The organism is Paraflavitalea soli (assembly GCF_003555545.1).
GTDB lineage: Bacteria > Bacteroidota > Bacteroidia > Chitinophagales > Chitinophagaceae > Paraflavitalea > Paraflavitalea soli.
On the sequence record NZ_CP032157.1, the window covers coordinates 2,675,153 to 2,699,667 of the forward strand.

The 24,515-nt window shown below is 48.7% G+C and carries 21 protein-coding genes; 17 read left to right on the forward strand and 4 right to left on the reverse strand.

What is annotated here, in order from left to right; translation table 11 throughout:
* Nucleotides 1–240: 240 nt before the first annotated feature.
* From spt to D3H65_RS09930, 12 genes are read left to right on the forward strand one after another with little or no spacing between them, the layout of a single operon-like run.
* The gene (spt, locus tag D3H65_RS09875; RefSeq protein ID WP_119050150.1) at nt 241–1,452 is read left to right on the forward strand and encodes a serine palmitoyltransferase; all 1,212 of its coding nucleotides are present in this window, start codon (nt 241–243) and stop codon (nt 1,450–1,452) included.
* The gene (locus tag D3H65_RS09880) at nt 1,449–2,570 is read left to right on the forward strand and encodes a GNAT family N-acetyltransferase (RefSeq protein WP_119050151.1); all 1,122 of its coding nucleotides are present in this window, start codon (nt 1,449–1,451) and stop codon (nt 2,568–2,570) included. The genes spt and D3H65_RS09880 overlap by 4 nt, the downstream gene beginning before the upstream one ends.
* Nucleotides 2,567–3,559 (forward strand): NAD-dependent epimerase/dehydratase family protein, encoded by a 993-nt coding sequence (locus D3H65_RS09885; RefSeq protein WP_119050152.1) that lies wholly within the window; start codon nt 2,567–2,569, stop codon nt 3,557–3,559. Before D3H65_RS09880 ends, D3H65_RS09885 begins: the two co-directional genes overlap by 4 nt.
* A gap of 17 nt (nt 3,560–3,576) precedes the next feature.
* Nucleotides 3,577–4,902, forward strand: a complete 1,326-nt coding sequence (locus D3H65_RS09890; RefSeq protein ID WP_119050153.1) for an inositol-3-phosphate synthase — start codon at nt 3,577–3,579, stop codon at nt 4,900–4,902.
* Nucleotides 4,899–5,345: a phosphatidylglycerophosphatase A family protein gene (locus tag D3H65_RS09895; protein WP_119050154.1), complete on the forward strand. Its 447-nt coding sequence runs from the start codon at nt 4,899–4,901 to the stop codon at nt 5,343–5,345. Before D3H65_RS09890 ends, D3H65_RS09895 begins: the two co-directional genes overlap by 4 nt.
* 1 nt (nt 5,346) lies before the next feature.
* Nucleotides 5,347–5,727: a GtrA family protein gene (locus D3H65_RS09900; RefSeq protein ID WP_119050155.1), complete on the forward strand. Its 381-nt coding sequence runs from the start codon at nt 5,347–5,349 to the stop codon at nt 5,725–5,727.
* A 3-nt stretch (nt 5,728–5,730) separates the two neighbouring features.
* Entirely contained in the window at nt 5,731–8,280 is a 2,550-nt protein-coding gene (locus D3H65_RS09905; RefSeq protein ID WP_119054461.1) for a DUF5686 and carboxypeptidase-like regulatory domain-containing protein, read from the forward strand.
* A gap of 16 nt (nt 8,281–8,296) precedes the next feature.
* Complete coding sequence (locus D3H65_RS09910; protein WP_119050156.1) at nt 8,297–9,004, forward strand: CDP-alcohol phosphatidyltransferase family protein; 708 nt, start codon at nt 8,297–8,299, stop codon at nt 9,002–9,004.
* Nucleotides 9,001–9,546, forward strand: a complete 546-nt coding sequence (locus D3H65_RS09915; RefSeq protein ID WP_119050157.1) for a DUF4833 domain-containing protein — start codon at nt 9,001–9,003, stop codon at nt 9,544–9,546. The genes D3H65_RS09910 and D3H65_RS09915 overlap by 4 nt, the downstream gene beginning before the upstream one ends.
* 24 nt (nt 9,547–9,570) lie before the next feature.
* Entirely contained in the window at nt 9,571–10,200 is a 630-nt protein-coding gene (locus D3H65_RS09920; RefSeq protein WP_119050158.1) for a sterol desaturase family protein, read from the forward strand.
* Nucleotide 10,201: 1 nt separating this feature from the next.
* A complete protein-coding gene (locus tag D3H65_RS09925) occupies nt 10,202–11,137 on the forward strand; it encodes a phosphatase PAP2 family protein (RefSeq protein WP_119050159.1) in 936 nt (311 codons plus the stop codon).
* Between the two features lie 11 nt (nt 11,138–11,148).
* Complete coding sequence (locus D3H65_RS09930; protein WP_119050160.1) at nt 11,149–11,769, forward strand: HAD family hydrolase; 621 nt, start codon at nt 11,149–11,151, stop codon at nt 11,767–11,769.
* A 6-nt stretch (nt 11,770–11,775) separates the two neighbouring features.
* On the opposite strand, the gene D3H65_RS09935 is transcribed toward D3H65_RS09930, so the two are convergent.
* The 4 genes from D3H65_RS09935 to D3H65_RS09950 form a co-directional block, all read right to left on the reverse strand.
* On the reverse strand, nt 11,776–12,453 hold the full coding sequence (locus D3H65_RS09935) for a response regulator transcription factor (protein WP_119050161.1): 678 nt from the start codon (nt 12,451–12,453) through the stop codon (nt 11,776–11,778).
* A 4-nt stretch (nt 12,454–12,457) separates the two neighbouring features.
* On the reverse strand, nt 12,458–14,434 hold the full coding sequence (locus tag D3H65_RS09940) for a tetratricopeptide repeat-containing sensor histidine kinase (RefSeq protein ID WP_119050162.1): 1,977 nt from the start codon (nt 14,432–14,434) through the stop codon (nt 12,458–12,460).
* A gap of 38 nt (nt 14,435–14,472) precedes the next feature.
* A complete protein-coding gene (locus D3H65_RS09945) occupies nt 14,473–17,880 on the reverse strand; it encodes a leucine-rich repeat domain-containing protein (protein WP_119050163.1) in 3,408 nt (1,135 codons plus the stop codon).
* An 87-nt stretch (nt 17,881–17,967) separates the two neighbouring features.
* Complete coding sequence (locus D3H65_RS09950) at nt 17,968–18,882, reverse strand: NAD(P)/FAD-dependent oxidoreductase (protein ID WP_119050164.1); 915 nt, start codon at nt 18,880–18,882, stop codon at nt 17,968–17,970.
* 80 nt (nt 18,883–18,962) lie between these two features.
* Here D3H65_RS09950 and D3H65_RS09955 point away from each other — a divergent pair, with 80 nt between their 5' ends.
* From D3H65_RS09955 to D3H65_RS09975, 5 genes are all read left to right on the forward strand, one after another.
* On the forward strand, nt 18,963–19,298 hold the full coding sequence (locus D3H65_RS09955) for a hypothetical protein (RefSeq protein ID WP_119050165.1): 336 nt from the start codon (nt 18,963–18,965) through the stop codon (nt 19,296–19,298).
* Nucleotides 19,299–19,765: 467 nt separating this feature from the next.
* The gene (locus D3H65_RS09960; RefSeq protein ID WP_119050166.1) at nt 19,766–20,236 is read left to right on the forward strand and encodes a glycine-rich domain-containing protein; all 471 of its coding nucleotides are present in this window, start codon (nt 19,766–19,768) and stop codon (nt 20,234–20,236) included.
* A 1-nt stretch (nt 20,237) separates the two neighbouring features.
* A complete protein-coding gene (locus D3H65_RS09965; protein WP_119050167.1) occupies nt 20,238–21,158 on the forward strand; it encodes a hypothetical protein in 921 nt (306 codons plus the stop codon).
* The gene (locus D3H65_RS09970) at nt 21,155–23,314 is read left to right on the forward strand and encodes a TonB-dependent receptor plug domain-containing protein (RefSeq protein WP_119050168.1); all 2,160 of its coding nucleotides are present in this window, start codon (nt 21,155–21,157) and stop codon (nt 23,312–23,314) included. Before D3H65_RS09965 ends, D3H65_RS09970 begins: the two co-directional genes overlap by 4 nt.
* Before the next feature lie 15 nt (nt 23,315–23,329).
* Entirely contained in the window at nt 23,330–24,511 is a 1,182-nt protein-coding gene (locus tag D3H65_RS09975) for a hypothetical protein (protein WP_119050169.1), read from the forward strand.
* Nucleotides 24,512–24,515 lie beyond the last annotated feature (4 nt).

Here is a 24,515-nt window from a genome sequence, read left to right on the forward strand (position 1 = left end):
AGCCGTTGCCTTTATGGCAACGGCTTTTGTGTGCCTGCCAGCGGGGATTCCGGCGCCTAGAACAAACCCGGACTACTATTGTTCGAGGTGTTGAAATGTATTTTATAAAATATTTCAGGTGCATGCAACGAGAAGAATTTTAGACATATTACGGGGACTTTCAGACATTGCCGAAATGTCCGGTCATCTTCAACTTTGTGCTTATTCCAATGCCGGAATAAACAAGTGGAAAGTTGATACATGCGAAATATACTAAAGCAAAAGGTTTCATTGTTTCGGGACGCGGATCTGATCAGAGAGCAAAACGTTTATCCTTACTTCCGGGTAATTGAGTCGGGACAGGACACAGAGGTTATGCTAAATGGAAAGCGTGTGTTGATGTTTGGCTCTAATTCCTATTTAGGCCTTACCAATCATCCAAGGATAGCCGAAGCTGCCAGCCGTGCTATTGAAAAATATGGCAGCGGCTGCGCCGGTTCCCGTTTTTTAAATGGTACGCTTGATCTTCATGTAGAGTTGGAAAGCAGGCTGGCTGCGTATACAGGAAAGGAAGACGCTGTCCTTTTCAGTACCGGCTTTCAGGCCAACCTGGGCGTACTATCTGCCCTGGCTGGCCGCGCAGATTGCCTCTTACTGGATGAGTATGATCATGCTTCGATCATCGATGGCAGCAGGCTTTCTTTTTCGAAAGTGATCAAGTACCGCCATAATGATATGGAAGACCTTGAACACCGCCTCAGAAACCTTCCCACAGATGCTTTCAAACTGATCGTTACAGATGGCATTTTCAGCATGGAGGGGGATATAGCCCGCTTGCCGGAAATAGCCGTGCTGGCCGATAAATATGGCGCCGCCATTATGGTAGATGATGCCCATGCCCTGGGTGTAATTGGCGCCAATGGTGCAGGCACCGCTTCTCACTTTAACCTTACACAGGAAACGGACCTGATCATGGGCACCTTCAGCAAATCGCTGGCTTCCCTGGGCGGCTTTATAGCAGGCGACCGGGATGTAATCGATTATCTGAAGCACAAAGCCAGGTCACTCATCTTCAGCGCCAGTATGACACCCGCTTCTACAGCCAGCGTGATTGCAGCCCTCGATATTATAGCAGAAGAACCTGAGCGCATCAATAAGTTATGGGACAATACCAACCACATGACGATGCTGCTGAAGGAAAATGGGTTTAATACAGGTGATACGCAAAGCCCCATCATTCCAGTGCGGATCGGCGACAACCATAAAACCTTCCTGTTTACGAAAGCGTTGCAGGACAATGGCATTTTCGTGAACCCGGTCGTATCGCCGGCTGTTCCCTCAGAATCATCCCTCATAAGGCTCTCCTTAATGGCCACCCATTCCTTCAGCCAGATTGAAGAAGCAGTGGACAAGATGAGAGAGACAGCCCTTATGCTGGGCATTGGCCTCGAATTGAAAAAGGCAAGCGCATGACTGGTATCGTAACTGTACGTACATCGAAGCAACTGAAAGCTTTTATTGATTTCCCACACGATCTGTATGCGGGTGACAACAACTATGTACCGGAGCTTTTCATTGCACAGCGCGACCTGCTGACACCCGGTAAACATCCTTTCCATGACCATTCAAAGGTGCAGCTTTTCCTGTTTTACAGGGATGGCGCCATCAGTGGAAGGATTGCTGCCATCCTGAATAACAACCACAATCTTTTTAATAATACGACCGACGGGTTCTTTGGCTTTTTTGAATGCATCAATGACCTCGATATAGCTGCTGCTTTGTTTGCATCTGCTGAACAATGGCTAAAGGAACAGGGCGCTACTACCATTATTGGTCCGGTCAACCCATCCACCAATGAGCCTTGCGGCTTGCTGCTGGAAGGATTTGATCTGCCACCACTGGCTATGATGGTCTATAACAAACCTTATTACGCTTCGCTGATGGAGGCCATTGCCCTGCGCAAGAAAGTCGACCTGCTGGCTTATGACCTGCCCATCGGCATGGTGGATGACCGGCCATTGCAACTGGAAGAAAAACTACTGGCCAGGCTAAAGACAAAGGACATCACCATCCGCGCTGTTAATAAGAAAGACCTCGCCAATGAGGCACTGAAAGTGAAGGAAGTGTACAATGCTGCCTGGGACAAGAACCTCGGCTTTGTACCGATGACGGACAAGGAATTCAGCTACCTGGCCAAAGACCTGAAGATGGTGCTGGATGAGCAGTTTTGCCTGATTGCAGAACACCAGGGTAAGCAAGTGGGCTTTGCTTTGGCGATCCCTGACATCAACCAGATACTGATCAAGGTGCGGCGTGGCAGATTACTTCCCACAGGCATCTTCAAACTCCTGCTCGGCATGAAGAAGGTGAACCGTGTACGTGTGCTGGCGCTGGGTGTTGTGAAAGATTACAGGAAGTTGGGTATTGAAGCCTGCTTTTATGCCGCCATTATCAGGAGGGCTGGTGCACGCAAGATGACGGGAGGCGAAGCCTCCTGGATACTGGAGGACAATGAACTGATGAATCAGGGCATTAAAAGAATGAATGGCAAGGTATATAAGCGCTACCGAATCTACGAAAAACCCCTATGAAGGAAAGAATTCTCATAACAGGAGCAAGTGGCTTCATTGGGTTTCATTTGATTGAAGCAGCCCTGAGCAGAGGATTTACCGTTTATGCAGCCGTACGGGCTGGCAGTGATGTGCAGCATTTGAAGGGATATGATATCGGGTTCTGTGAATTGAATTATACGAATGTAGAGCTGTTGGCAAAACAGCTGGAAGAAATAGGATGTCAATATATTATTCATGCAGCCGGCACTACGCGGACGGGCTCGCAGGAAGCCTATAACGCTATCAATGCGGGTTATGCAGTAAACCTGGCCCGTGCAGCGATGCAAGGGTTAGGCAGCAAGCTGCTAAAGTTTGTTTTCATCAGCAGCCTGGCAGCACTCGGCCCATTGAACAACCGGGAAATGCTGATCACGGAAGAAATTGTTCCTGCTCCCGTAACAGCTTATGGAAGAAGTAAGTTGCTGGCAGAGCGCCAGCTTCAGGTACTCCCACTCCTTCCGCTGATCATCTTACGCCCCACTGCAGTCTATGGACCGCGGGAAAAGGATATCCTGATCATATTGCGCGCTATTAGTCGCGGTATGGAAGCCTATATCGGGAAAATTGAACAGCAACTGAGTTTTGTGTATGTAAAGGACCTGGCTTCTGTTGCTATTAATGCTTTGTGTACTGAGCTGTCGGGTGTGGCTTTTAATATTTCTGATGGCCGGAGTTACGGGCAATATGAGCTGGCTGAGTTCTCCAAGCAGATACTGAACAGGAAAACATGGCGGCTACATGTGCCGCATGGCATGATCAAAGCCCTTGCCTTTGGGATGGAGCGGGTGTACGGATGGCGGGGCAAGACACCAGCACTCAATGTAGAAAAACTGAACGAACTCACGGCCGTGAACTGGCACTGCAGTATCGATAAGGCGAAAGCAGCGCTGGGGTTTTGTCCCCGGTATACCCTGGAGCAGGGACTCAGGGAGACCTTACACTGGTACCGTCAACACAATTGGATATAATTATTAAAATAAGGATTATGAAAGAACAAGTATTGCCGGCAGAAGGAAAATTAGGCATCCTGCTCCCTGGGTTGGGCGCAGTAGCATCTACAATGATCGCAGGAGTTATCGCAACCAATAAAGGCTTATCCAAACCGATCGGATCGCTCACGCAAACCGGGCATATCGAATTGGGTAGTGGAACAGGAGACCGTTTTCCTTTGATCAGGGATTTCGTTCCCCTGGCCAACCTGGAAGATGTGGTGTTTGGAGGATGGGATATTTATGAGGACAATGTATACCAGGCAGCCACGCATGCACGGGTGCTTGACCAGCGTTTGCTGGACTCCATCAGGCCCGAACTGGAACTCATAAAGCCGATGCGCGCCTTTTTTGACAGGGATTATGTAAGGAACCTGGATGGCAAATTTATCAAGCAATCAGCTACCCGGTGGGATGCCGCCCAGGAGCTGATCAGGGATATTGACAATTTTAAGAAGGCCAATAACCTAAGCCGTGTGGTGGTGATCTGGACAGGCTCTACAGAGAAGTATATCGAGGCATCAGCCGTACATGAAACCATCGCTTCTTTTGAAGCGGGGCTCAAGAACAATGATGCAGCGATTGCGCCCAGCATGGTATATGCCTATGCAGCCGTGAGCCAGGGCATCCCCTTTATCAATGGCGCACCGAATTTAACGACCGATATTCCTGCTATTATACAGCTTGCCCGCAAGAACAAGGCAGCTATTGGCGGCAAGGATTTCAAAACAGGGCAAACCCTGATGAAAACGGTGGTGGCGCCTGGTTTGGCAGCCCGCTCACTGGGTGTTTCAGGCTGGTACTCTACCAATATCCTGGGCAACCGGGATGGGCTGGTACTGGATGATGAAGAGAATTTCAAAACGAAGGAAGTTTCCAAGTTAGGCGTACTGGAAGACATTTTGCGTCCGGACCTGCATCCCGATCTGTATGGCGACCTGTACCACAAGATCCGGATCAATTATTATCCTCCGCATGGAGACAATAAGGAGAGCTGGGACAATATCGACATTTTTGGCTGGTTGAACTATCCCATGCAGATCAAGATCAATTTCCTCTGCCGTGATTCTATTCTTGCAGCGCCGCTTGTGCTTGACCTCGCGCTATTTGCCGATCTGGCCCAGCGCGCAGGCATGTATGGTGTGCAGGATTGGTTGTCTTTTTACCTGAAGTCACCGCAAACGCAACATGGCGTACCAGCAGAGAATGATATTTTCAAACAACTGAATACCCTGAAAAATGTTTTGCGCACGATGATGCAGGAAGAACCCCTGGATATTCCTGCGCTGACAGCGACCCAGGAAACTGTGCCGGCACTATGACCAACATTGCCAGCATAATTGCAACTGCGGGGGGTATTGGCTTCATCCCAAAAGGTGGAGGCACAGCCGCCGCAGTTGTTTTTTGTATTGCCTGGTACTTTTTCCCGATGGGATATAATTACCAGGTCTTACTGCTGATCCTGCTGCTGGCGGCAGGCACCTGGAGCGCCACCAGGATGGAAGCGGTATGGGAGCATGACAGCAATAAGATCGTCATCGATGAGGTGGCAGGCATGATGATCACGCTGGCTTTCCTGCCTCATAACCTTGTTTATATTTTTATTGGTTGTGTGTTGTTTCGCTTTTTTGATATCGTCAAGCCGCTGGGCATCAGGAAGGCAGAGTTGCTGCCCCGTGGCGTGGGGGTAATGGCGGATGATGTGCTGGCAGGCGTGTACGCGCAGGTGCTACTCAGGATCATGGTGATGGCTAAATTGTTTTGACATGATCACTTTTTTGAAAGCCAATATGGCTTCACTGGTGGCTTCGGGATGTGATTTTTTGATGACGGTACTGCTGGTACAATGGTGTAATGCACCGGTAGTACCAGCGGCGGCAGCGGGTACTATAACAGGTGGCGTGATCAATTTCTTAATAGGCAGGCATTGGGTTTTTCAGGCGGAGGATGACAGGGCAGTAAGACAGCTTTTCAAATACGCGCTGGTATGGACCGGCAATTTGTTGTTAAATACGGGAGGAGTATTCCTCCTTGCTTCCTGTGCCGGGTTTCATTATGCGGCATCGAAAGTGGTTACTTCGCTACTGGTTGCTTTCCTGTATAATTATCCGTTACAAAAAAATTTTGTGTTTAGCAATAATTGGTAGATGATGAGCAGTTTGATTGATTTCAGGAAAGGATTAACCTTATTCGTTTTTGTTACCTGCCTGGCGTTTGGTGCACAGGGACAAACGGTGGTGAAAGGTATTATAAGGGATGCGCAAACCCGCACCCCGCTTTCTTTTGTGAGCGTATATTTCAAAGGCAGCAAGGGCGTGGTGAGCGACGAGGATGGCAGGTATTCAATTTCCACCACCAACCCGAAAAATATAACGTTGCAGTTTTCCTTTGCCGGGTATAAGGTATTGCAGAAAACGATCGTTGCCGGCACCACACAAGACCTCGATGTTGTTATGGAACCGGAGGAGATGGAAGCTGTGGTGGTGAACAAGAGAAGAAGGACCAAATACAGCAATAAGAACAACCCGGCGGTAGACCTGATCAGGAAGGTAGTGGACAACAGGGACCGCAACCGAATGAGCGCTGCTGATTTCTTACAATACCAGCAGTACGAGAAAATGGAGCTTTCTCTTACCAACAAACCGGAAAAGCTGATGAACAACCGGCTTTTGAAGAATTACAGGTTCCTGGTAGAGAACCAGGATACTTCGAAGATCGAAGGGAAAAGCCTTGTGCCTATTTATATCGAAGAAACTATCTCCAACAAGTTCTACCGTAAAGCCCCCCGCAAGGAAAAGACCTATGTACTGGCCAAAAAGAAAGTGAACCTTGGTGAGTTTGTAGACAATGACGGTATTACCCGCTACCTGAATAGCATGTACATGCCTATCGACATTTACGAGCCCAATATTACTTTACTGTCGAATCAATTATTAAGTCCCATTTCGGACCTCGCTCCTACTTTTTACCGTTTCTACCTGCGGGATACTATCGAATTAGATGGTATCAAACTGGTGCGTTTGAATTTCGCCCCCCGCAATCCCAATGACCTTTTGTTCAGGGGAATGATGTACGTGACCCTCGACAGTAACTATGCGGTGCAGAAGATACAAATGGAGCTGACCAGGCATGCCAACCTCAACTGGACAAGGGAGCTGCGTATTAAACAGGATTTCGAGCGTGGTACCGATGGCCGGTACCATGTAGTCATGAGCGATATACTTTCAGAGTTTGCCTTATCTAAAAAAGCTTCCGGTGGCCTGGTGGGTGAACGCTCTGTTTCTTACAAGGATTACGTGATCAACCAACCGGGCCCCGATTCGGTATATGAAGGCAAAACTGAAGTGATGGTGGATGCACCTGCTGCCACTACGGATAGTTTTTTGGTGGTAAACCGGCATGCAGCCCTCTCTGCTACGGAGGAGAAGGCCTACACGAATATGGACAGCCTTAAAAATATGAGGTCATACCGGCGGCTGATGGATTGGGCTACTTTCTTCCTGGCCGGGTACAAAGCTGCCGGGCCATTTGACATCGGACCGGTCAATGCGTTTTATAGCTTTAACCCGGTGGAAGGATTCAGGCTCCGGTTCGGTGGACGCAGTACACCGAAGTTCAGCAAGCGGCTTTATTTTGAGACCTATGCCGCTTATGGCTTTAAAGACGAGAAATTCAAGTATTTTTTATCAGGCGCTTACTCCTTCAACGCAAAATCCATTTATTCTTTCCCCCTGAATTTTCTGCGGGTGAGCTTCCAGCATGATACGAAGATACCGGGACAGGAACTACAGTTTGTACAGGAAGATAACTTCCTGCTTTCTTTTAAGCGGGGAGATAACAACAAATGGTTATACAACGACATCTTCACGGCAGAATATGTGCGGGAGTTTGGTAAGAATATCAGTTACACATTTGGGTTTAAGAACTGGAAGCAACAGGCCGCAGGCACTATTGTTTATCAAAAGCCCAATGGCAGCGATCTGACCACGGTTCCGGATATCACTACCACCGAGCTTTCCGCAGAGCTGCGCTGGGCACCTCATGAGCAGTTTTACCAGGGCAAGGCCTATCGTATCCCTATCTATAATAAGTACCCTATTTTCCGCCTTCGTTATATTTCCGGTATCAAGGGCCTTGTCAATGGCGATTACGATTATCAGCAGGTAACGCTTAATATATTCAAACGGTTTTACCTGTCACAATTTGGTTATGCAGATGTGGTTACAGAAGGGGGTTATACTTTTGGACAGCTCCCCTACCCGCTGCTTACCATCCACCGGGCCAACCAGACCTATGCTTACCAGCTTAACTCTTTCAATATGATGAACTTCATGGAGTTTGTAAGCGATCATTATGTGTCTGTAAGTACGGACTATTATTTCAACGGGTTTATTTTCAATAAACTGCCACTGATCAAAAAGCTGAAACTGCGGGAAGTGGCTGGCTTCAAACTGCTGTATGGCGGTGTGCGAAAGGAAAATAATCCTGCTTACAACAAGAATACATTCTTGTTCCCTACAGATGAAGATGGTAAAACCACCACTTTTTCACTGGACAAGAAGCCCTATATAGAAGCCAATGTGGGCATTGGGAACATTTTTAAAGTACTCCGCGTAGACCTGGTGAAGCGGCTTACTTATCTCGAGAATCCGGATGCGCCGGACTGGGGCATCAGGGCAAGGGTAAAGTTTGATTTTTGATCTAAATCTTCAGACTATGAGTCAGATCGTTTTGCGTGATCGTTTACAAAAAGGTATTTATGGTATTATAGACCCTGTAGTCAGGGGCCTGGTGAAGGTGGGCGTAACACCCAATTTCGTAACCACCACCGGCCTTGTATTGAATATTGGTGTAGCGGTCGTTTTTATTGTAGGGGCCGAGGAAGGCAACCGGGGAGACCTGTCGTATGTGGGCTGGGCAGGTGCTTTGATCCTGTTTGCCGGTTTGTTTGATATGCTGGACGGCCAGGTAGCCCGGATCGGCAATATGAGTTCCCGCTTTGGTGCCTTGTATGATTCCGTGCTGGATCGCTATAGTGAGATGTTTATGTTCCTGGGTATTTGTTATTACCTGGTGGCCCATCACTATTTCTTAAGCTCCCTGTTTGCCTTTATAGCACTTATCGGTTCCATGATGGTGAGCTATACGCGGGCCCGCAGTGAGGGATTGGGTATTGAAAACAAGGGCGGGTTGATGCAAAGGCCGGAAAGGGTGGTATTGACGGCCGTGTCGGCTATCGCCTGCGGCATTACCGCCTCTGTTATTGGCGGCGATTATAAGCTATCGGTACCAGGAATCCCATTCCATGTATTTGAAACGATGTCGGTCTTTACGATCCCTATTACGGTAATGGCTGTATTGACCAATATTACCGCTATTAAAAGGTTAATGGATGCTAAAAAAGCACTTGATAATAAAGTATGAAGCGTAATCTTTTTTTGATGGCCTTGTGCTGCCTGACTTTTTTGCTTGGTGCAGCACAACAGGGCTTTCCCGTTCCGGAAAGAGATGTGCTGCAGCTGTTTTACCTGCAACGGACGCCCAACCACAACACTGTTGTGTATGAATTAAATTTCAAGGATGGCAAATTGGATGTACGCAATCCTGTTCATCCTTTCTGGATCCGGTATACAGAGCAAAAGCAACGGGCAGAGTTGAGCTGGATCCAGCGAACTTTTGCTTATGGCGTAAAAGCAAAGATGCAGGCGGATAGCAGCTACATCATTAAGCTGGTCTCTTATTCGCATTTTTCAATGACCCTGAAGAAAGGGGCAGACGGCAAATACAAGATATATGCGCCCATCAACCAGCAATTGATGGTACTGGACCGTATTTTTGTTAAGATCACCGGCGGCTCTATGTGGTCGCCCGATATAGAGTATTTCGAATTGAGTGGCTGGGACCCGGCTACCGGCAAAGCTGTTTCAGAACGAAAGAAGGTCTTAAAGGATGTGGCCAAAAGTTGATTTCCTGTTTTAAATTTTGTGGTGATGAAAAAGCTGTATGTTTCAAATGGTACCGAATCGGTGAGGATGTTCAAAAGCAACTGGATGGAAGCTTTGTCAAAAGTTCACTTTTCAGTTCCCCTGTTTATTTATATCCCCGTGATCGGGTTCATGACCTGGCGTGCTTTTGATGGGGGTATATCGCTGGTTTATTATTTCCTGTTCCTGGCAGCGGGTATCATTGTATGGACCGCCACAGAATATCTATTGCACCGCTTTGTTTTCCATTTTGAACCCTCTTCCGATTGGGGCAAGCGCATCCATTTTATTTTCCATGGTGTGCACCATGATTATCCCAAAGATGCCAAAAGGCTGGTGATGCCGCCCTCTGCCAGCATTCCGCTGGCCATTGGTTTTTACTTCCTGTTTTACATGCTGTTTGATAACAAGCTCTACCTGTATCCATTCTACAGTGGTTTTATTGCTGGCTACCTGGCATATGATATGATGCATTATGCCATGCACCATTATAATTTTAAAAGCTCCCTAATGAAGCAGGTGAAACAACACCATATGCTGCACCATTATGATGATCCCACCAAGGGATATGGAGTCAGCTCCTCCTTGTGGGACGTTATTTTAAGATCTGGTTTTCCCAGGAAGAAGAAAAGCTAATATGTTCAACACTATCCCGGCCCCATTTTTTGCTCCCAGGACCCTATTGGTAACAACGCTCATCTCTGTTACTTACCTGCTCCTGTCTATACTACTGGTAGGTTTTAAGCAGGACCAACTTGTATTGATAGTTATCTTTAATGGGCTGTACTATAGCTCGGGCATTACCCGGAAATTCATCACCGGCTTTTCAATATTCATTGTTTACTGGATCATCTTTGACTATATGAAGGCCTTCCCCAATTACCTGTTCAGGGATGTGCATATTGAAGGGTTGTACCATGCCGAAAAAGCATGGTTTGGTATTACCACCGACACAGGGGTCCTTACCCCCAATGAATACTTTCAGCAGCACCATCATTGGACATTGGACCTGCTGAGTGGTGTATTTTACCTGTGCTGGGTGCCTATTCCGTTGTTGTTTGCTTCCTGGTTGTTCTTTAAGAACCGGCCTTTGTTCCTGCAGTTTGCCCTTGCTTTTTTTGTGGTGAACCTGCTGGGGTTTGTGGTCTATTATATTTATCCGGCAGCACCGCCCTGGTATGTACAGGAACATGGGTTTAATTTTGTGGCTTCGACACCCGGTAATACAGCCGGCCTGAAACGATTTGATGACCTGGCAGGCGTAACCATTTTTCAATCCTTGTATGCCAAGGGCTCCAATGTTTTTGCGGCCATGCCTTCTTTGCATTCGGCTTACCCCGTCATTGTGTTGTTTTATGGAGCCAAAGGCCGGCTCGGGTATATTAATATTATTTTTGCCGCGATCATGACAGGCATCTGGTGCTCGGCTGTATATACGAGCCATCATTATGTGTTGGATGTGCTGGCAGGTATGTGCACAGCCGCAGCCGGTATTATCCTGGTAGAGCGGAGCATTGCCGGCCGGGGATGGTTTTCGAGGTTCTTCGATGCTTATTTGCGTAAAATTATTTAACCCACTTGTATATGACCGGTCCTTCTTCCTTACCCGACAAACAGGCAATTCTTACAAGGCTGAGCAGCGGTGATTTTGATGCTTTCCTGTATGATTGTGATGGTACGTTGGCTGATAATATGGGCGCACACAAGGCTTCTTACCGGGCTGTGGCAGCCATGTACGGGTTTGAGCTGGATGATGCCATTATTGATGAACTGGCCGGCTGGCCTATTATCCAGGTGGCTGAAGAGATCAAAAAGCGGTACCACGCCGATTTTGATCCCGTGGTTTTTACCCAGCAGAAGAATACCATGTATGAAGTATCTTTTATCCAGGAAACCCAACCGATCGAATTTGTAGTGGAGCATTTAAAGGCCCATGCAGGCAAGGTGAGGATCGCGGTGGTATCGGGCGGCAGCCGTGCTTCGGTGTCACGCACCCTCCGGATGCTGGGCATCAGTAACCTGGTGGAGGTATTGATATGTGCGGGAGAAACGGCGCGCGGCAAACCTTTTCCCGATCCTTTTTTGGCCGCTGCCGCCAAACTGGATGTAGCACCTGCCCGTTGCCTGGTATTCGAAGATGGGCTTCCCGGTGTGCGGGCAGCAGAAGCTGCGGGTATGCGGTGGATACGCATCGACCACGTGTAATCCCTCCTACCCTTTCAGCCATTTGTTCTTATGGGCCAGGGATATCACCTGTGCGCGGGAGTTGACATGCAGCTTATCATAAATATTGGCGATGTGTTTCCGGATGGTGAGCACGCTTACCTGCAATTCCACCGCGATACGCTTGGCATCCCATCCGCTTACCATATGTTGTAAAATCTGTTGTTCTCTTTCGGTAATGTTGACCGGTATCTCCTGCGTAGTAGTTATTTCCTGCGCCGGACTGGTAGCGCGGCTTAATAACTGCAGGGCCTTGCGGGCAATCGCCGGGCTCATGGGGGCGCCGCCGGTCTGCAGCACTTCCACTACGGCAGCTTCCAATACAGCGGCCGGTTCATGTTTCAATATATACCCCGATGCACCCGCCCTGATGGCTTCAAATATTTTAGCATCGTCATCAAACACTGTGAGCACAATAAACTGGATATGCGGATACAGTGACTTGGCAATACGGATGGTTTCAATACCGTCCAGCTCAGGCATTTCAAGGTCCATAAAGATCACTTCCGGCAAACCCGTATGGGACAATCCTTTTAGCTGCTCCAGGCACTCGTTGCCATTACGCGCTACAAACACGAGCTCCATCCGTCCGGACACCTTTAGCTTCTGCATAAAAGTATTCCGGTTTACTGCATTGTCTTCTGCCAGTGCTATCCTGAATTCCATGGTATCAATTTTTAATGTGCACAGGTTCGATGGTCACTTTAGTCCCTGAAGGCATCACGGCTTCCCAGGTGATATGCCATCCTGCTACCGAGGCCCGGGCCTGCATATTCTTCAGTCCATTGCCTCCACCCTGTAATTTATTCATTTCCTGGTTTATACCCCGGCCATTATCGGTAACACTTATTTTCCAATGGCTATTGCTTTCCACCTCTACCCTGATCTGGCTGGCGGCACTGTGTTTGACTACATTCGTAATCGCTTCCTGTATCACCTGGAATAGATGGAAGGCCTGGGTGGGCGGTATCGAAATATCCTGCTCAATATGTTCTATTACATCCATCTCTATGCCCTGGTGACTTTTCCGGATACGATGGAGAAACACTTTGATCCGGTCGCTGATGGCCGTGAGGGTAAGGCTGTCTTTGTTCAAAGCCCAGATGGTATCACTTAATTGCGCCACCATGGTCTGGGAATTGTTTTTCAGTTCGGCCATGGCCGTACGGTTTTCTTCACTTACTCCATTGGCCTGTATGAAATCGAGGTTGGAGGCAATGGAAGCAGCATAGGCCCCCAGGTTATCATGCAGGTCGGCCGCAATGCGTTTGCGCTCATTCTCTTCTGCATCGGCGATGGCTTTGATGGCCAGGTGTTTTTCCTGTTCGATCAGTTTTTCCATTTTGAGCCGTTGTTTTTTGCGGTAATCCCGGAACACCATAAAGGAAATGACAATTACCAGGGCGCCTGCACTGAGCCCCAATAATAAGATATTGTTCTTTTGGGCAATGGTAAGTTGTTGTTGTATGATCGTGTTCTCCTTTTTCTGTACCTCGTATTTGGTTTGTATTTCTGCAATGGCCAGTTCTGCTTCCGCATCCGACAAAGAGTCTTTGGCAAGTATGATCTGCTCCAGTGTTTGCTCATAGTTTTTTGTATCGCCTTTGATCTTATAGCATTGGGCCAGCAGGTCATAATAGCCAATACGCAGGTTGAGGGTATTGGTAAAGTTTTTTGCCGTACCGGTCACCGCAGTGTGTACATCTCCCCGCTGAAGTTTGTCATTGCAGTAGGCGATCGCCTTGTCTATTTGTTTGGTGGTGATGTAAAAATTGATCAGTGAAATATGATCATCTGTCCATACGGCTCCATCGCCCAACTTTTCTCTCACATGGATCATTTCCTGCAGCGCCGATTCTGCTTTGTTATGTTCGCCGGCCTTCAGGTAGATATTGGATTGCCTTTGCAGGGCCATTGCCAGGGTGTTGAGGTTTTGTCCATTCCTTAATAGCCTGATCCCTTTTTCGCCATAATAGATCGCTGAATCCAGGTGATCACTTAATAAATGCGCCTGGGCCAGGTTTACATACACAGCCGCACGCGCCATATTGTACCGGGGCAATTCATCCAGGTAAGCCAACGCCCGCCGCAGCCATTGCAGCGCTTCCGTAGGCGCTTCCCGGGCGATCGCGATGGAGCCGATCGTATTCATATTGGTACTGATGACCATCGTATCCCCCAGCTTTTCAGCTTCCCGCACAATGTTGTATAAATTGGCCAATGCTTCCGTGTATTTGCCCCGGCTTCCATAATACAGCGCCTGCTGCCTGGCTGCTTTGAAGTAGATGGGCCTTTCCGCAGGTAGGGTAACCTTGTTTGCTTTTAAGACGGGCTCAATAACAACTACCGCACTATCCACCCACCCCCACCTGAAATAATCGTTGGCAACGGCTATCTCTGCCAATGCCATGGCTTTTTTATCACCTGTTTTGATAGCCATTTCTCTTGCCTTGTAGGCATAATGATCGAGTGTATCGCGGTTCACGCTTTGGTATTCTTCGCAAAGACCCAGTATGGCAGTCAGCTTGTCCCTGTCATTACCGGCGCGATAGACAGCCTGTAATAAACTGTCTATCGTGCCGGTTTGAGCAACCGTGATGGTTACAAACATCAACTGTATGATCAGGACTATCGTAAAGCGGATCATCCAAGCAGTATTATTCCTCAAACTTACCGGTTTCCGGGTTACTGGCTACATTGGCCGGCTATTATTTGCTGCTGGGTGGGATTGTAAGCATTGCTGGTAACATAATACCCACCGGAAATAGCCCCTGCCTTCACCACTTTGGTAATACCGCAGAAATTCTTCAATACCTTGTTCTCATTGATGGTGATGCTCGTAATGGCGCCGTCCACATTGCTGAGCCCATTGAGGTTGGCCAGTTTATCGTTTTGGCCGATCGTCATACCATAGCGCATCGCTTTTACTTTTTCCAGGCCATCCAGGTTGAGCAATTCAGGGTTGCGGGCCACATATATGCCCACTATATTGGTGATGGATGTCAGCCCGGCAAGGGAAGTCAGCTTGGTATTATCGCCAATATAGATCAAACGGTTTTCATTAAGGCCCGAGGAGGTTAGTTTGGCCAAACCACCCAGCCCGGTTAACCCTGTTGTCATGATCCTGAGGTCTTGTCCCACACTCTCCAGGTTGGCGAATCCTGAAATATCCGTCAGGTTCTTGCCGCCGATATTGAACATAGCCCCTACTGTCTTCAGCATGGTAAAACCTTTGATGCTTTTCAGCGGACCATCGTATCCTGCCAGCCTGTCTCCCGACCCTGCCGCTGTTTCCAATCCCAGGGAGAACCTGACATTGGTCAACTTGTTAAATCCACCTATCGTTTGCAGCTTGATGCTGGCGCCCGGGATATTGGCATTTGAAATAACAAGATCACCGTCTACGTTTTCCAGGTTGGCAAATCCATCCAGGTTTAGGATACCCGGGCAATTTTGGATCACAAATCTTCCAACCGTCTTCAACGCCGGCAGGTCGAAACTTGTAAGTGCCTGCACGGTTTCAAAACCGCCTACCATATTAAACGAAATGGGCAGCTTTTCCAGGGCATTCATATTGATAGTGGCCAATTTCACATTGTGCGTAAGGTCTACAGCATCTGCTTCCTTGAACAAGGGTAAGGTGAGGGTGGTCAATTCGCCATTGTCCTTGCAGGTAATATTCCCTTTTTCGTACAAGGGGAAATGAGCTGTTTTCAATGCCTTGTTGAGGTTAATGCTCAACCCTGCGGTAGACTTTAATTTATTGCTTACCGCTGTTATATCCGTAAGCGCCTCATTGCGCGTAAGCGTTACCCAATCCGTGACAATGGAAGGTATGTTAATCCCATCGAGGGTGGTCAGTTTGGGACACTGATCGATGGTAAGCCTGGCCGTGCACACTATATTTTTCAATCCGCTTACCGAAGTAAGGTCCGGGTTATCTATCAGCGTCATGCCCCATGTACCCAGGGTACCACTGGCATTGGTAAACATATTCAGGTTGGTAAGCAAGGTATTGGATAGCTCAATAAAACCGCACTTATCTACCGATTTCAGGTTGGGAATAGACAAGGTTTTCAATAAGGGGTTACCGGTGATCGAAATATTATCATTTCCCAGTGGACTTACCGATTCTATGGAAGGCAGGGTAAGCGCTACCAGCGAAAGGTTGTAGTTGATATGAATGCCTTGTACACTCTTGCTGGCCAGTTTGGGAAAAGCAACGCTGACCAGTTGACCGTTCTCTACCAATGATAACCACGACATCTCTTCCAATTCGGCCAATCCACCCAGGCTGGTAACATTGTTCCTGCGCAATTCCAGTCCCCATACTTTCTTCAGTTTGATAATTCCGCCCAGATCGGTCATATTGGAAACATATAATATACCCGACACCGCTGTATAGCCGGAGTCGATAAATGCTTTCAGGCTGGCGGCATCGTTGATGGAATAATTGCCCTGGAATACTTTGTCCGTGCCTGTACCCGGGCCCGGGCCTGGGTTGTCACATACTTTCACCGCATCCTGTATCATATGCGCCACGGAAGGATTGACATTGATCTTCATATCCTGGCTTTTTTTACCCGTAGCCACGTCATACACCGTGAGCACCACATTGTCGATGCGGTTGGTGAGTGCACGCATGAACAGGTATTGCACCGTAAACCTTCCGTCTGTACCAAAGATGGGGGCTGTTGTACTTTTCACAATGGTATTGCCGCTGCGCATACTGAGGAAGGCATAACCGGTAGTCACGGCTTTGTTTTCGCAGTTCACCGCTTTGCCGTTGACGTTGACCACCGTTTCGCCATTGCCGCCGCCACTGCTGGCGGGAGGAAGGGTAATGGTGATGGTAGAAGGAGGATTGGTGGGCCTGACTTCAATAGTAACACTTTGCCCTTCATCGGCAAATGTGGGTGCAGCCGGAGGAACCTCGCCGCCCGTGGGCGTATAGTTGGGATTGGTGGGATAATCGGGTCCCCCGGGTTGCACCGGCATAACCGTGACCTCCATCACATCGGTCATATTGGGAAGTGGGAAAGTAACGGAACTGGTTCCGCCGGGAGGATTGTTGTTGGGATTGGGTACGGGAGGAGGAAAGGTATTGGTATATAAAGTTGTTTGTGTTTTCTTATCGCGTACCTGCAGGATGAAGTCGGGCGGGTGATTGACAATATTGTCGATGTCTTCCGGTGGCATACTGGTGATGTTGGGCAATATCCAGCGCAGGAACATGGGCAGGATCATCAGGGGATTCCAGTGATCATAGTTCCACACAGAGAAGTGTGTGACCTTACCTACATATTTACCATTCTGGTAAGTGCCCTTTCCTTCCTGTTTCCAGATGCCGGTTGTTTCATCGAAGTACCACATGTCGATGGTGGTGGTGGCCGAGCTTTGCAGCTTTTGTGGTACCGGCAAAGTAACCGTCACTTCCTTGCCGGCTTTGATGGTAAGCTTATTGCCTTTATCATCCAGCAGGTCGAGGTGCGACATGCCATAAGAAATAAGCGCGCCCCGTTGGTTGGCGGCATTGTTGGCTGCCAGGTCGCCCGGCATACGGGCAAAGAAATCGGGACTGGTGGGGTTTACATAATTGGCTACTACGTTTACCTGTCCGGTATACCCGTCGATAGCACTGGCCGGCAATTCGATCTTAATGCCCCCGGTGGATTCAGCCGCACCGCCTGTAGCAGCATTGATGGTGCCGATGCTTTTCATCGTGAGCATTTTGATGAGCGGAGGTTTGGACATACCATTTTTGATGGGCTGGAAGATGCGGGAGCCTTTAAAATAACCTTGCTTTACAGCCGTAAGGTAGGCCCTGGCCTGGTCGAGTTGTACATTCATGAGCATGTAAATGCCGTTCTCATCGGTATTGGTGGTTTTACCACCGCCGGTCACGGCCACACCCGACAGGGGTTTGTCCAGCTCGTCCACGATCCTTCCAAATACATTGGTGTTGACCACCACGCCTTCTTTGGGAAGTTCGGGAATGGGTGGAGGGTTGTCGGTATTGCCGCCGTTGTCGTTCTTGCGACAGGCCTGGCCGATAAGGGTTAAAAGCAGTAAGTAAAGTATTATCTTTTTCATTGCCTGGAACTTAAAGTGATTGATGTATGCAAAAGTTCATCGTTCCGGCTGCGTGGGAAATACTCAATTTGTAGTAGGGTATGCAGGCTACCCCATAAAATCCTCCATACTCAACTGATTATTACAAAAAGCCGCCGCTTTATGCCCTGTACTGATGGCTTCCGACACCTGGTGATAACCCGGATGTGCAAGATCGCCGGCAGCAAAAACGCCGGGTACTGAGGTCTGCATGGCAGCATCGGTGAGCACTGAACCACTCCGGCTCAATTCGCAGCCCAATAGCACGGCCAATTCATTATTGAATTGTACACGAATAGGTTTGGTATAGACAACAGGACTTGTGCGTATTTGTCCATCGGCCAGGGAAACAATCAGACCTGTATCACTTTCGGCTATACGCACTACGGGTGTTTCTATTAGTGGCCATCCCTTTTGTAGCAGTTGATCTCTTTTAGCAGCGTCTTCCACAGCAGTACCATGCAATAGAAAAGTAAGCTGGCTATTCCATTGACTAAGGCTCATGGCTACTTCCCAGGCAATCATACCTTTTACCAATACCAGCGCAGGCTGATCCCTGACCTCCCAACCATGACAATAAGTACAGTGAAATACCTTTCTTCCCCAGAGTGCCTGCAAACCTTCAATGGGCAAGAGATGATCCGTGACACCCGTGGCCAATATGATCTTACGCACGGTAATGACCTGCTGCTGATCAGTGGTTAGCTGATAGCCTCCTTCGAAAACAGACAAGCCAACCACGGCTTGCGGGGAGATCATTACATGGCCAAACTTGTAAAGATCATTAAGAGCCGCAGCCCGCAGATCAACAGGAGAAACCCCATCATGACCCGAAAAGTTGTGTGACCGCGTACTTGACAGGTTCCTTGGTTTGCCCGTATCAAAGACAATAGTCCTGCGTTTACTCCTGCCCAATGTATGGGCCGCCGCCAGGCCCGCATGACTGCCTCCAACAACGGCTACTTCATAATCCATGATAAGCATAGGCTAATGATTTGCAGCAAAGTTGTAAAATAAAATACAACTTAGTTGCATTAATTACAATTTCCCCTATCTTTGTTTCGATGCGTAACACGAGGCATGCACATACCAAACAACTGATCTCAGCGCTGCTGATGATGCTATTGGTATTGGTACACCTCACCAAAGCCTTGCACATCCATCCTTCCGGCAACACGGGCCACCATTGCCATCAGGAGAACATTATTACCAAGGCAACCATGGTCCACGGCTCCTGTGCGATTTGCGAATTCCAATTGGCCAAAGACGCCCCCTTCACTGGTGAGGTATTGCTGGTGATAGCACCTGTACATATTGCACCTACTTACACCGGGCTGCTAACGAGTATCAACCCCAGCCGCTTATTTACGGTCGAAGGCAGAGGTCCTCCCCTGTCATAATACCCGACACACAGCTTACCAGGTCATAGTATGCCGGACCTCGAAACCCGTGCATATAATTGATCCCCTGTGAGTCTTCTTTCACTGGCATTGTTCCTGTCGGCTACAGCCAGTACTTATTCATCCTTTATTATTTACAGCATTTACTTGTCCAGGGCGACATGTCCTGTTGTGCATACTGAATTGTCGTACAGGCACGCGGTACCCGTGCTGCTATGGCAAGGGAGGAAAATGCCGAACACCTCCATCCGAAAATAGTAGGCGCCAACAATTAAACATTTTCACTATGGAACTCATCAACAAGGATGCACTCATTGCTTCCATTATCAAGGAAAGGGCCTGGGGTACTGCTACACATTGCTGCGGCGGCAGCCATTGCTGCAGCACCCAGGATTAGTGGTTAGTCTGTCGTAAAAAAACAGCGGAGGCCTGCCCTCCGCTGTTCCTATACCTAAAACATTACTGTCATGAGCGCTATCATGCTTACAGAATTGATGCAATACACAAATGAAGATGTGCTCTCCCGCTTTACCGACCTGATGGAGGTTACCAATGAAGAAGCAGCAGACATCTTTACCGAAACAAAGAAATTCCTCTTCATCTGCCGGCAGCCAGGCGTGTTCATCCCCGACGAACTGCTGATCGTAGATGAGATGTGGCACAACTTCATACTCTTCACCAAAGAGTACCAGGATTTCTGCTCCTTCTATTTTGGAGGCTACCTGCACCACACCCCCGCTACCAAAGCCGCCAAAACCCAGTATCGTGCGGAACTGGCGGCTGATGCGGCGGCCGTAAAAAATGAATTCAACGCAAAACTCGCCAGGCTGATGTCGGTTACCTATGATGAACTCGGCCCCGACACCGTGGTGAAATGGTTTCAACAATATCCTATCCAATACAGCAAACAGGTGATCAAAAATCTTCGCAAGCATTGATATGAGTATCTTCCCAAAACGCACAATAGCCGGCAGCTCGGTTACCATTCACTGGAACCTGACCCTTCCCGCAGGTATGGAAACAGCCGTATGTCCCTACGTACGGATCGGCATTATCAGCCCCCGCGGACATACCTACCTACTTTTCGAAGAGCATGTATTGCTGCTGCCATCAACGGCAGCCCCTGCTCCCGCCTACCTACAGCAAAGCGGCGCCTACCAGTATCTCAACAAACATACGCCGCTACTGGTGCTGGCAGCTTACCTGGCAGGCCAGCAGCCACGGGAAAAACTCGTAGAGATACTGACCAATATTCAAAACGGCAGGCACTACTATTTCACCTGGACAGTGCCGCCTGATGCGCCACCCGGCAAGTATACCCTGCTTTCGGAAATGCACCTCGATGGTATGGCCAGGCAATCAGGAACAGCCACCGATGATTTTTTCTATATAGAGCAGCTGGACCTCAGCACCCATGCACACCATGAAGTAACCATCCACAACCCTGGCCCGGAAGCCGTGCCGGTAAAGCTGATTACTTATACCAACAACAACCACCTGCAACCGGAAGCCCTGGAAGTATTTTACCTGGCCCCGCATACCAGCCACGCAGTAACCACCGCCGGCCACATGGTTTTCCTGGTATACAACGAAGAAAGGATCACAGTGCCCCTGCATTGCCTCCGGCAGCCCCGGCCGCTTCGTAACCAGCAATATCTTTTTCTGCGCAAAGAAGAAGCAGGTATACCGGTGACCTATGTATTGCCGCGCGAAGGATACAATGCCTGGCGCCTTACCGGCCCGCAGCGCGAAATATGGGAAGCAGCCGATGGCATGCACACCCTGACGGCCCTACGCGAGAAAAACAGCGCCTTGTATGATGAACTGATCACCCAACAGCTTATCACAGAAATACGATGAACAGATTATTGCCCATCATCCGGATATTGACAGCTCTGTTGTGTACACAACAAGGCTACGCCCAGTCGTTGCCGATATCGCCTGCAAGCGATAGCACCCACCTGCAGGATACGGTGAAAAAAAGCGCCCACGAACTGAAAGCGGTGCAGGTCAGCGCTGCCTCTGCCGGCAGCCTGCAACAATCTACCCGGGCAGTGACAGTTATTGATGCTAAAAAATATTATACCCGGCCAGCCACGGTGCTGGGTCTTATCAACCAGTCGCCCGGTGTAAGGGTGCGCCAGGATGGCGGACTGGGCAGCCAGGCCGATCTTTCGATCAATGGCATCAGCGGCAGGCAGGTAAAATTCTTTATCAATGGCATTCCCGCTGATTTCCTCGGAGCAGGCAATCGCCTCAACATTATTCCCGTCAATGCCATTGACCGCATAGAAGTATACAAAGGCGTGGTGCCCATCGAGCTGGGCAGTGATGCACTTGGCGGAGCCGTGAACATCGTTACCCGACAGGAACTATCCAGTTATACGGATGCTATGTATAGCATTGGCTCCTTTAACACGCACAAGGCCGCTATCAATACCTACCGAAACATAGGGCATCATCTTTTCATACGGGCAGGAGGCTTTTACAACTATAGTGATAACAATTATACCATCACCGCTGATGTGCCCGATCAAATGGGTAACCCGGTACCACAAAAGGTAAAACGGTTTCATGATCGCTATCGTGATTACCAGTTGAATGCAGAAGTAGGTATTACCCAGCAAAAGTGGGCTGACCTCTTTAGTGTACATGGCTCCTTTTATTTGATGGACAAAGATGTGCAGCACAATATGGTGATGACGGAACCTTATGGCGCTATTACCCGGCAGGAGCATACCTGGAATGCAGGATTGCGCTATGTGAAACGGCAGTTATTACCCCGGTTGAACCTTTCCTTTTTTGCCAATGCCGCCCTGATCAAAGAACATTTCATTGACACTTCTTTCAATGCCTGGACCTGGGATGGCAAGGTGTATGAGCGAAGAATTGCCTATGGCGAAATTTCCAGCTCCCGCACCAACCTGCTTTTTACTACTCAGTCACTCGTGGGAAGACTGCTGCTCGACTTCACCGCTGACAGCAGCAACAAATTCAGCGTCTCCCTTACCAGCAGTTTCTTTACCCGTACCGGGAAAGACTCCTTAGCAGAAAAATATTATGGGCAAAACTTTTACGGGCACAGGGTCCAAATGCAAAAAAACACGGCAGGACTGGCCTGGCAACATGCGTTTGCCCGCAACATTACCAGCGTCACTTCTATAAAATACAACTCGTACCATGCCAATGGCTTCACCATCGATAATATGGTATTTAATCCTGCTGCCCGCTCCGCCCAACAATGGGGCTGGAACGAATCATTGAAATGGGATATTGATGCCCGTTGGCTGCTTAAACTATCCTACGAATATGCCACGAGGCTACCGGATGAGATGGAGGTGTTTGGCGATTTCAGTCTCGTAAAAGCCAATCCTTCCATCCAGCCGGAAAACAGTCACAACCTGAACCTGATGGCACGGCACAACAGACCAGGAAAGTTCTCGGCTGGTATCAACAGCTTCTTCAGGCTTACAGATAATATCATCTTCCTGCAGGCATCGCCCAGGAGCTCACAATACCAAAACCTGCTGAAAGCCTTATCGGCCGGTGTGGAAGTGGAAGCTAACTATCAATTCACACCCTCGCTTTCCATATGGGCCAATGGTACATTTCAGCACATCATCAACAAGTCGAAGAAAGAGAACACCGGCAATATTGATGACAGGTATTATAACCAGCGCTTGCCCAACAAGCCATTTCTTTTTGCCAACAGTGAACTACAATGGACACGCAACAACCTCTTTAAGAAAGACCATACGTTTCAATGCTGGTATGGGATCAGCTATGTCAACTGGTTTTACCTGTATTGGTCAAACGATGGGCGGCGCGATACCAAGGCCACCATCCCGATCCAGTTTGTACAGCGGGCAGGTATCAGTTATGCCATTGCCCACAACAGGGCAGCCATCAGCGCAGAAGTACATAACCTAAGCAATAGCCGGGTATACGACAATTTCAATGTGCAATTGCCGGGCCGTGCCTGGAACCTTAAATGCCGATTATTTATTGACCGATAAAATACACTCCCCAAAATGAAACAAAACAGGACATTGGTAGCAACGCTCTTTATTCCCTGCCTGGCAGCAGCTATCGCTATTGCCGGCTGTAAGAAAGACAAAAACGACAACGAGGCAGTCAACAAAGATGCCGACCAATATGCCATCGCACTGGTGGCGGGCACGGGTAATGCGCAGACCACCTATATACAGGGGCTGGCCAATTTTGATACCGCCACGCTTGGCAATGGCAATGCTTCGGAACTGGCGGGCAATGGCCGTATGATCACTTACAACGGCGCAGCTTATGTAAGTGTATTCAACTCGCCGGCCACGATGACGAAATATACTTTCGACAAAAAGGGCAAAGCGGTGAAGGCCGGAGAACTGGTAGTGCCCGGCGCCAAAACCTATTCTACTGTAGAATTTGTAAGCGCCACCGAAGCGTATGCGTCTGTAGCAGGCGGACTGGCCAAAGTGATCAAATTCAATCCCACCACCATGGAACGCACGGGTGAAATTGATCTCTCCCCCATCCTTCGCGCTGAAGCGCCCGTGATGTATTACCTGGGTATGAAGGCCCGCGATGGCAAATTGTTTATGGGCGTCTTTTATGAAGGAGCAGGCTTCGTGGAAAAGTACAACGATACGGCCTATGTAGCGGTGATCGACCTGGCGACAGCCAAGATCGACAAGCTGATCAAAGATTACCGCACAGGTAGCGTGTTCCTGGCTTACAATTCTTTCTCGATCGATAAGAGCGGAGATATTTATGTAGCCGGTCTTGGTTATACCAACCGGCCCAGTGGTATCCTGCGCATTAAAAAAGGGCAAACAGATTTCGACCCCGCTTATTTCTTTGATCTCGATGCGGCCACTGGTCGCAAGTGCCGGGGAATCTCGCTCTTTGAAGATGGCCTTGCTTTTACCCTGGCGCTTGTAAACCCCAACGACGATTATGAGATCAACGGACCCGCGTATAGTTTTTATAAGATCAACGTAACGCAGAAAACAAGTACGGGCAAGCTCGGCAGCCTTCCCGATGTATATGGCTCCGGCGGTGCCGTGATGAACCGTTTCAATAACGACCAGATCCTTTTTGCCTTCGCCAACAAAACAGAGAACAGCCTCTACAGCTATTCCCTGCAGAATGGCAGCGTGACCAAAAAGATCGTGCTCAATGGTGGAAAATGTACCGGCTTTGACAAATTAAAGTAAGTGA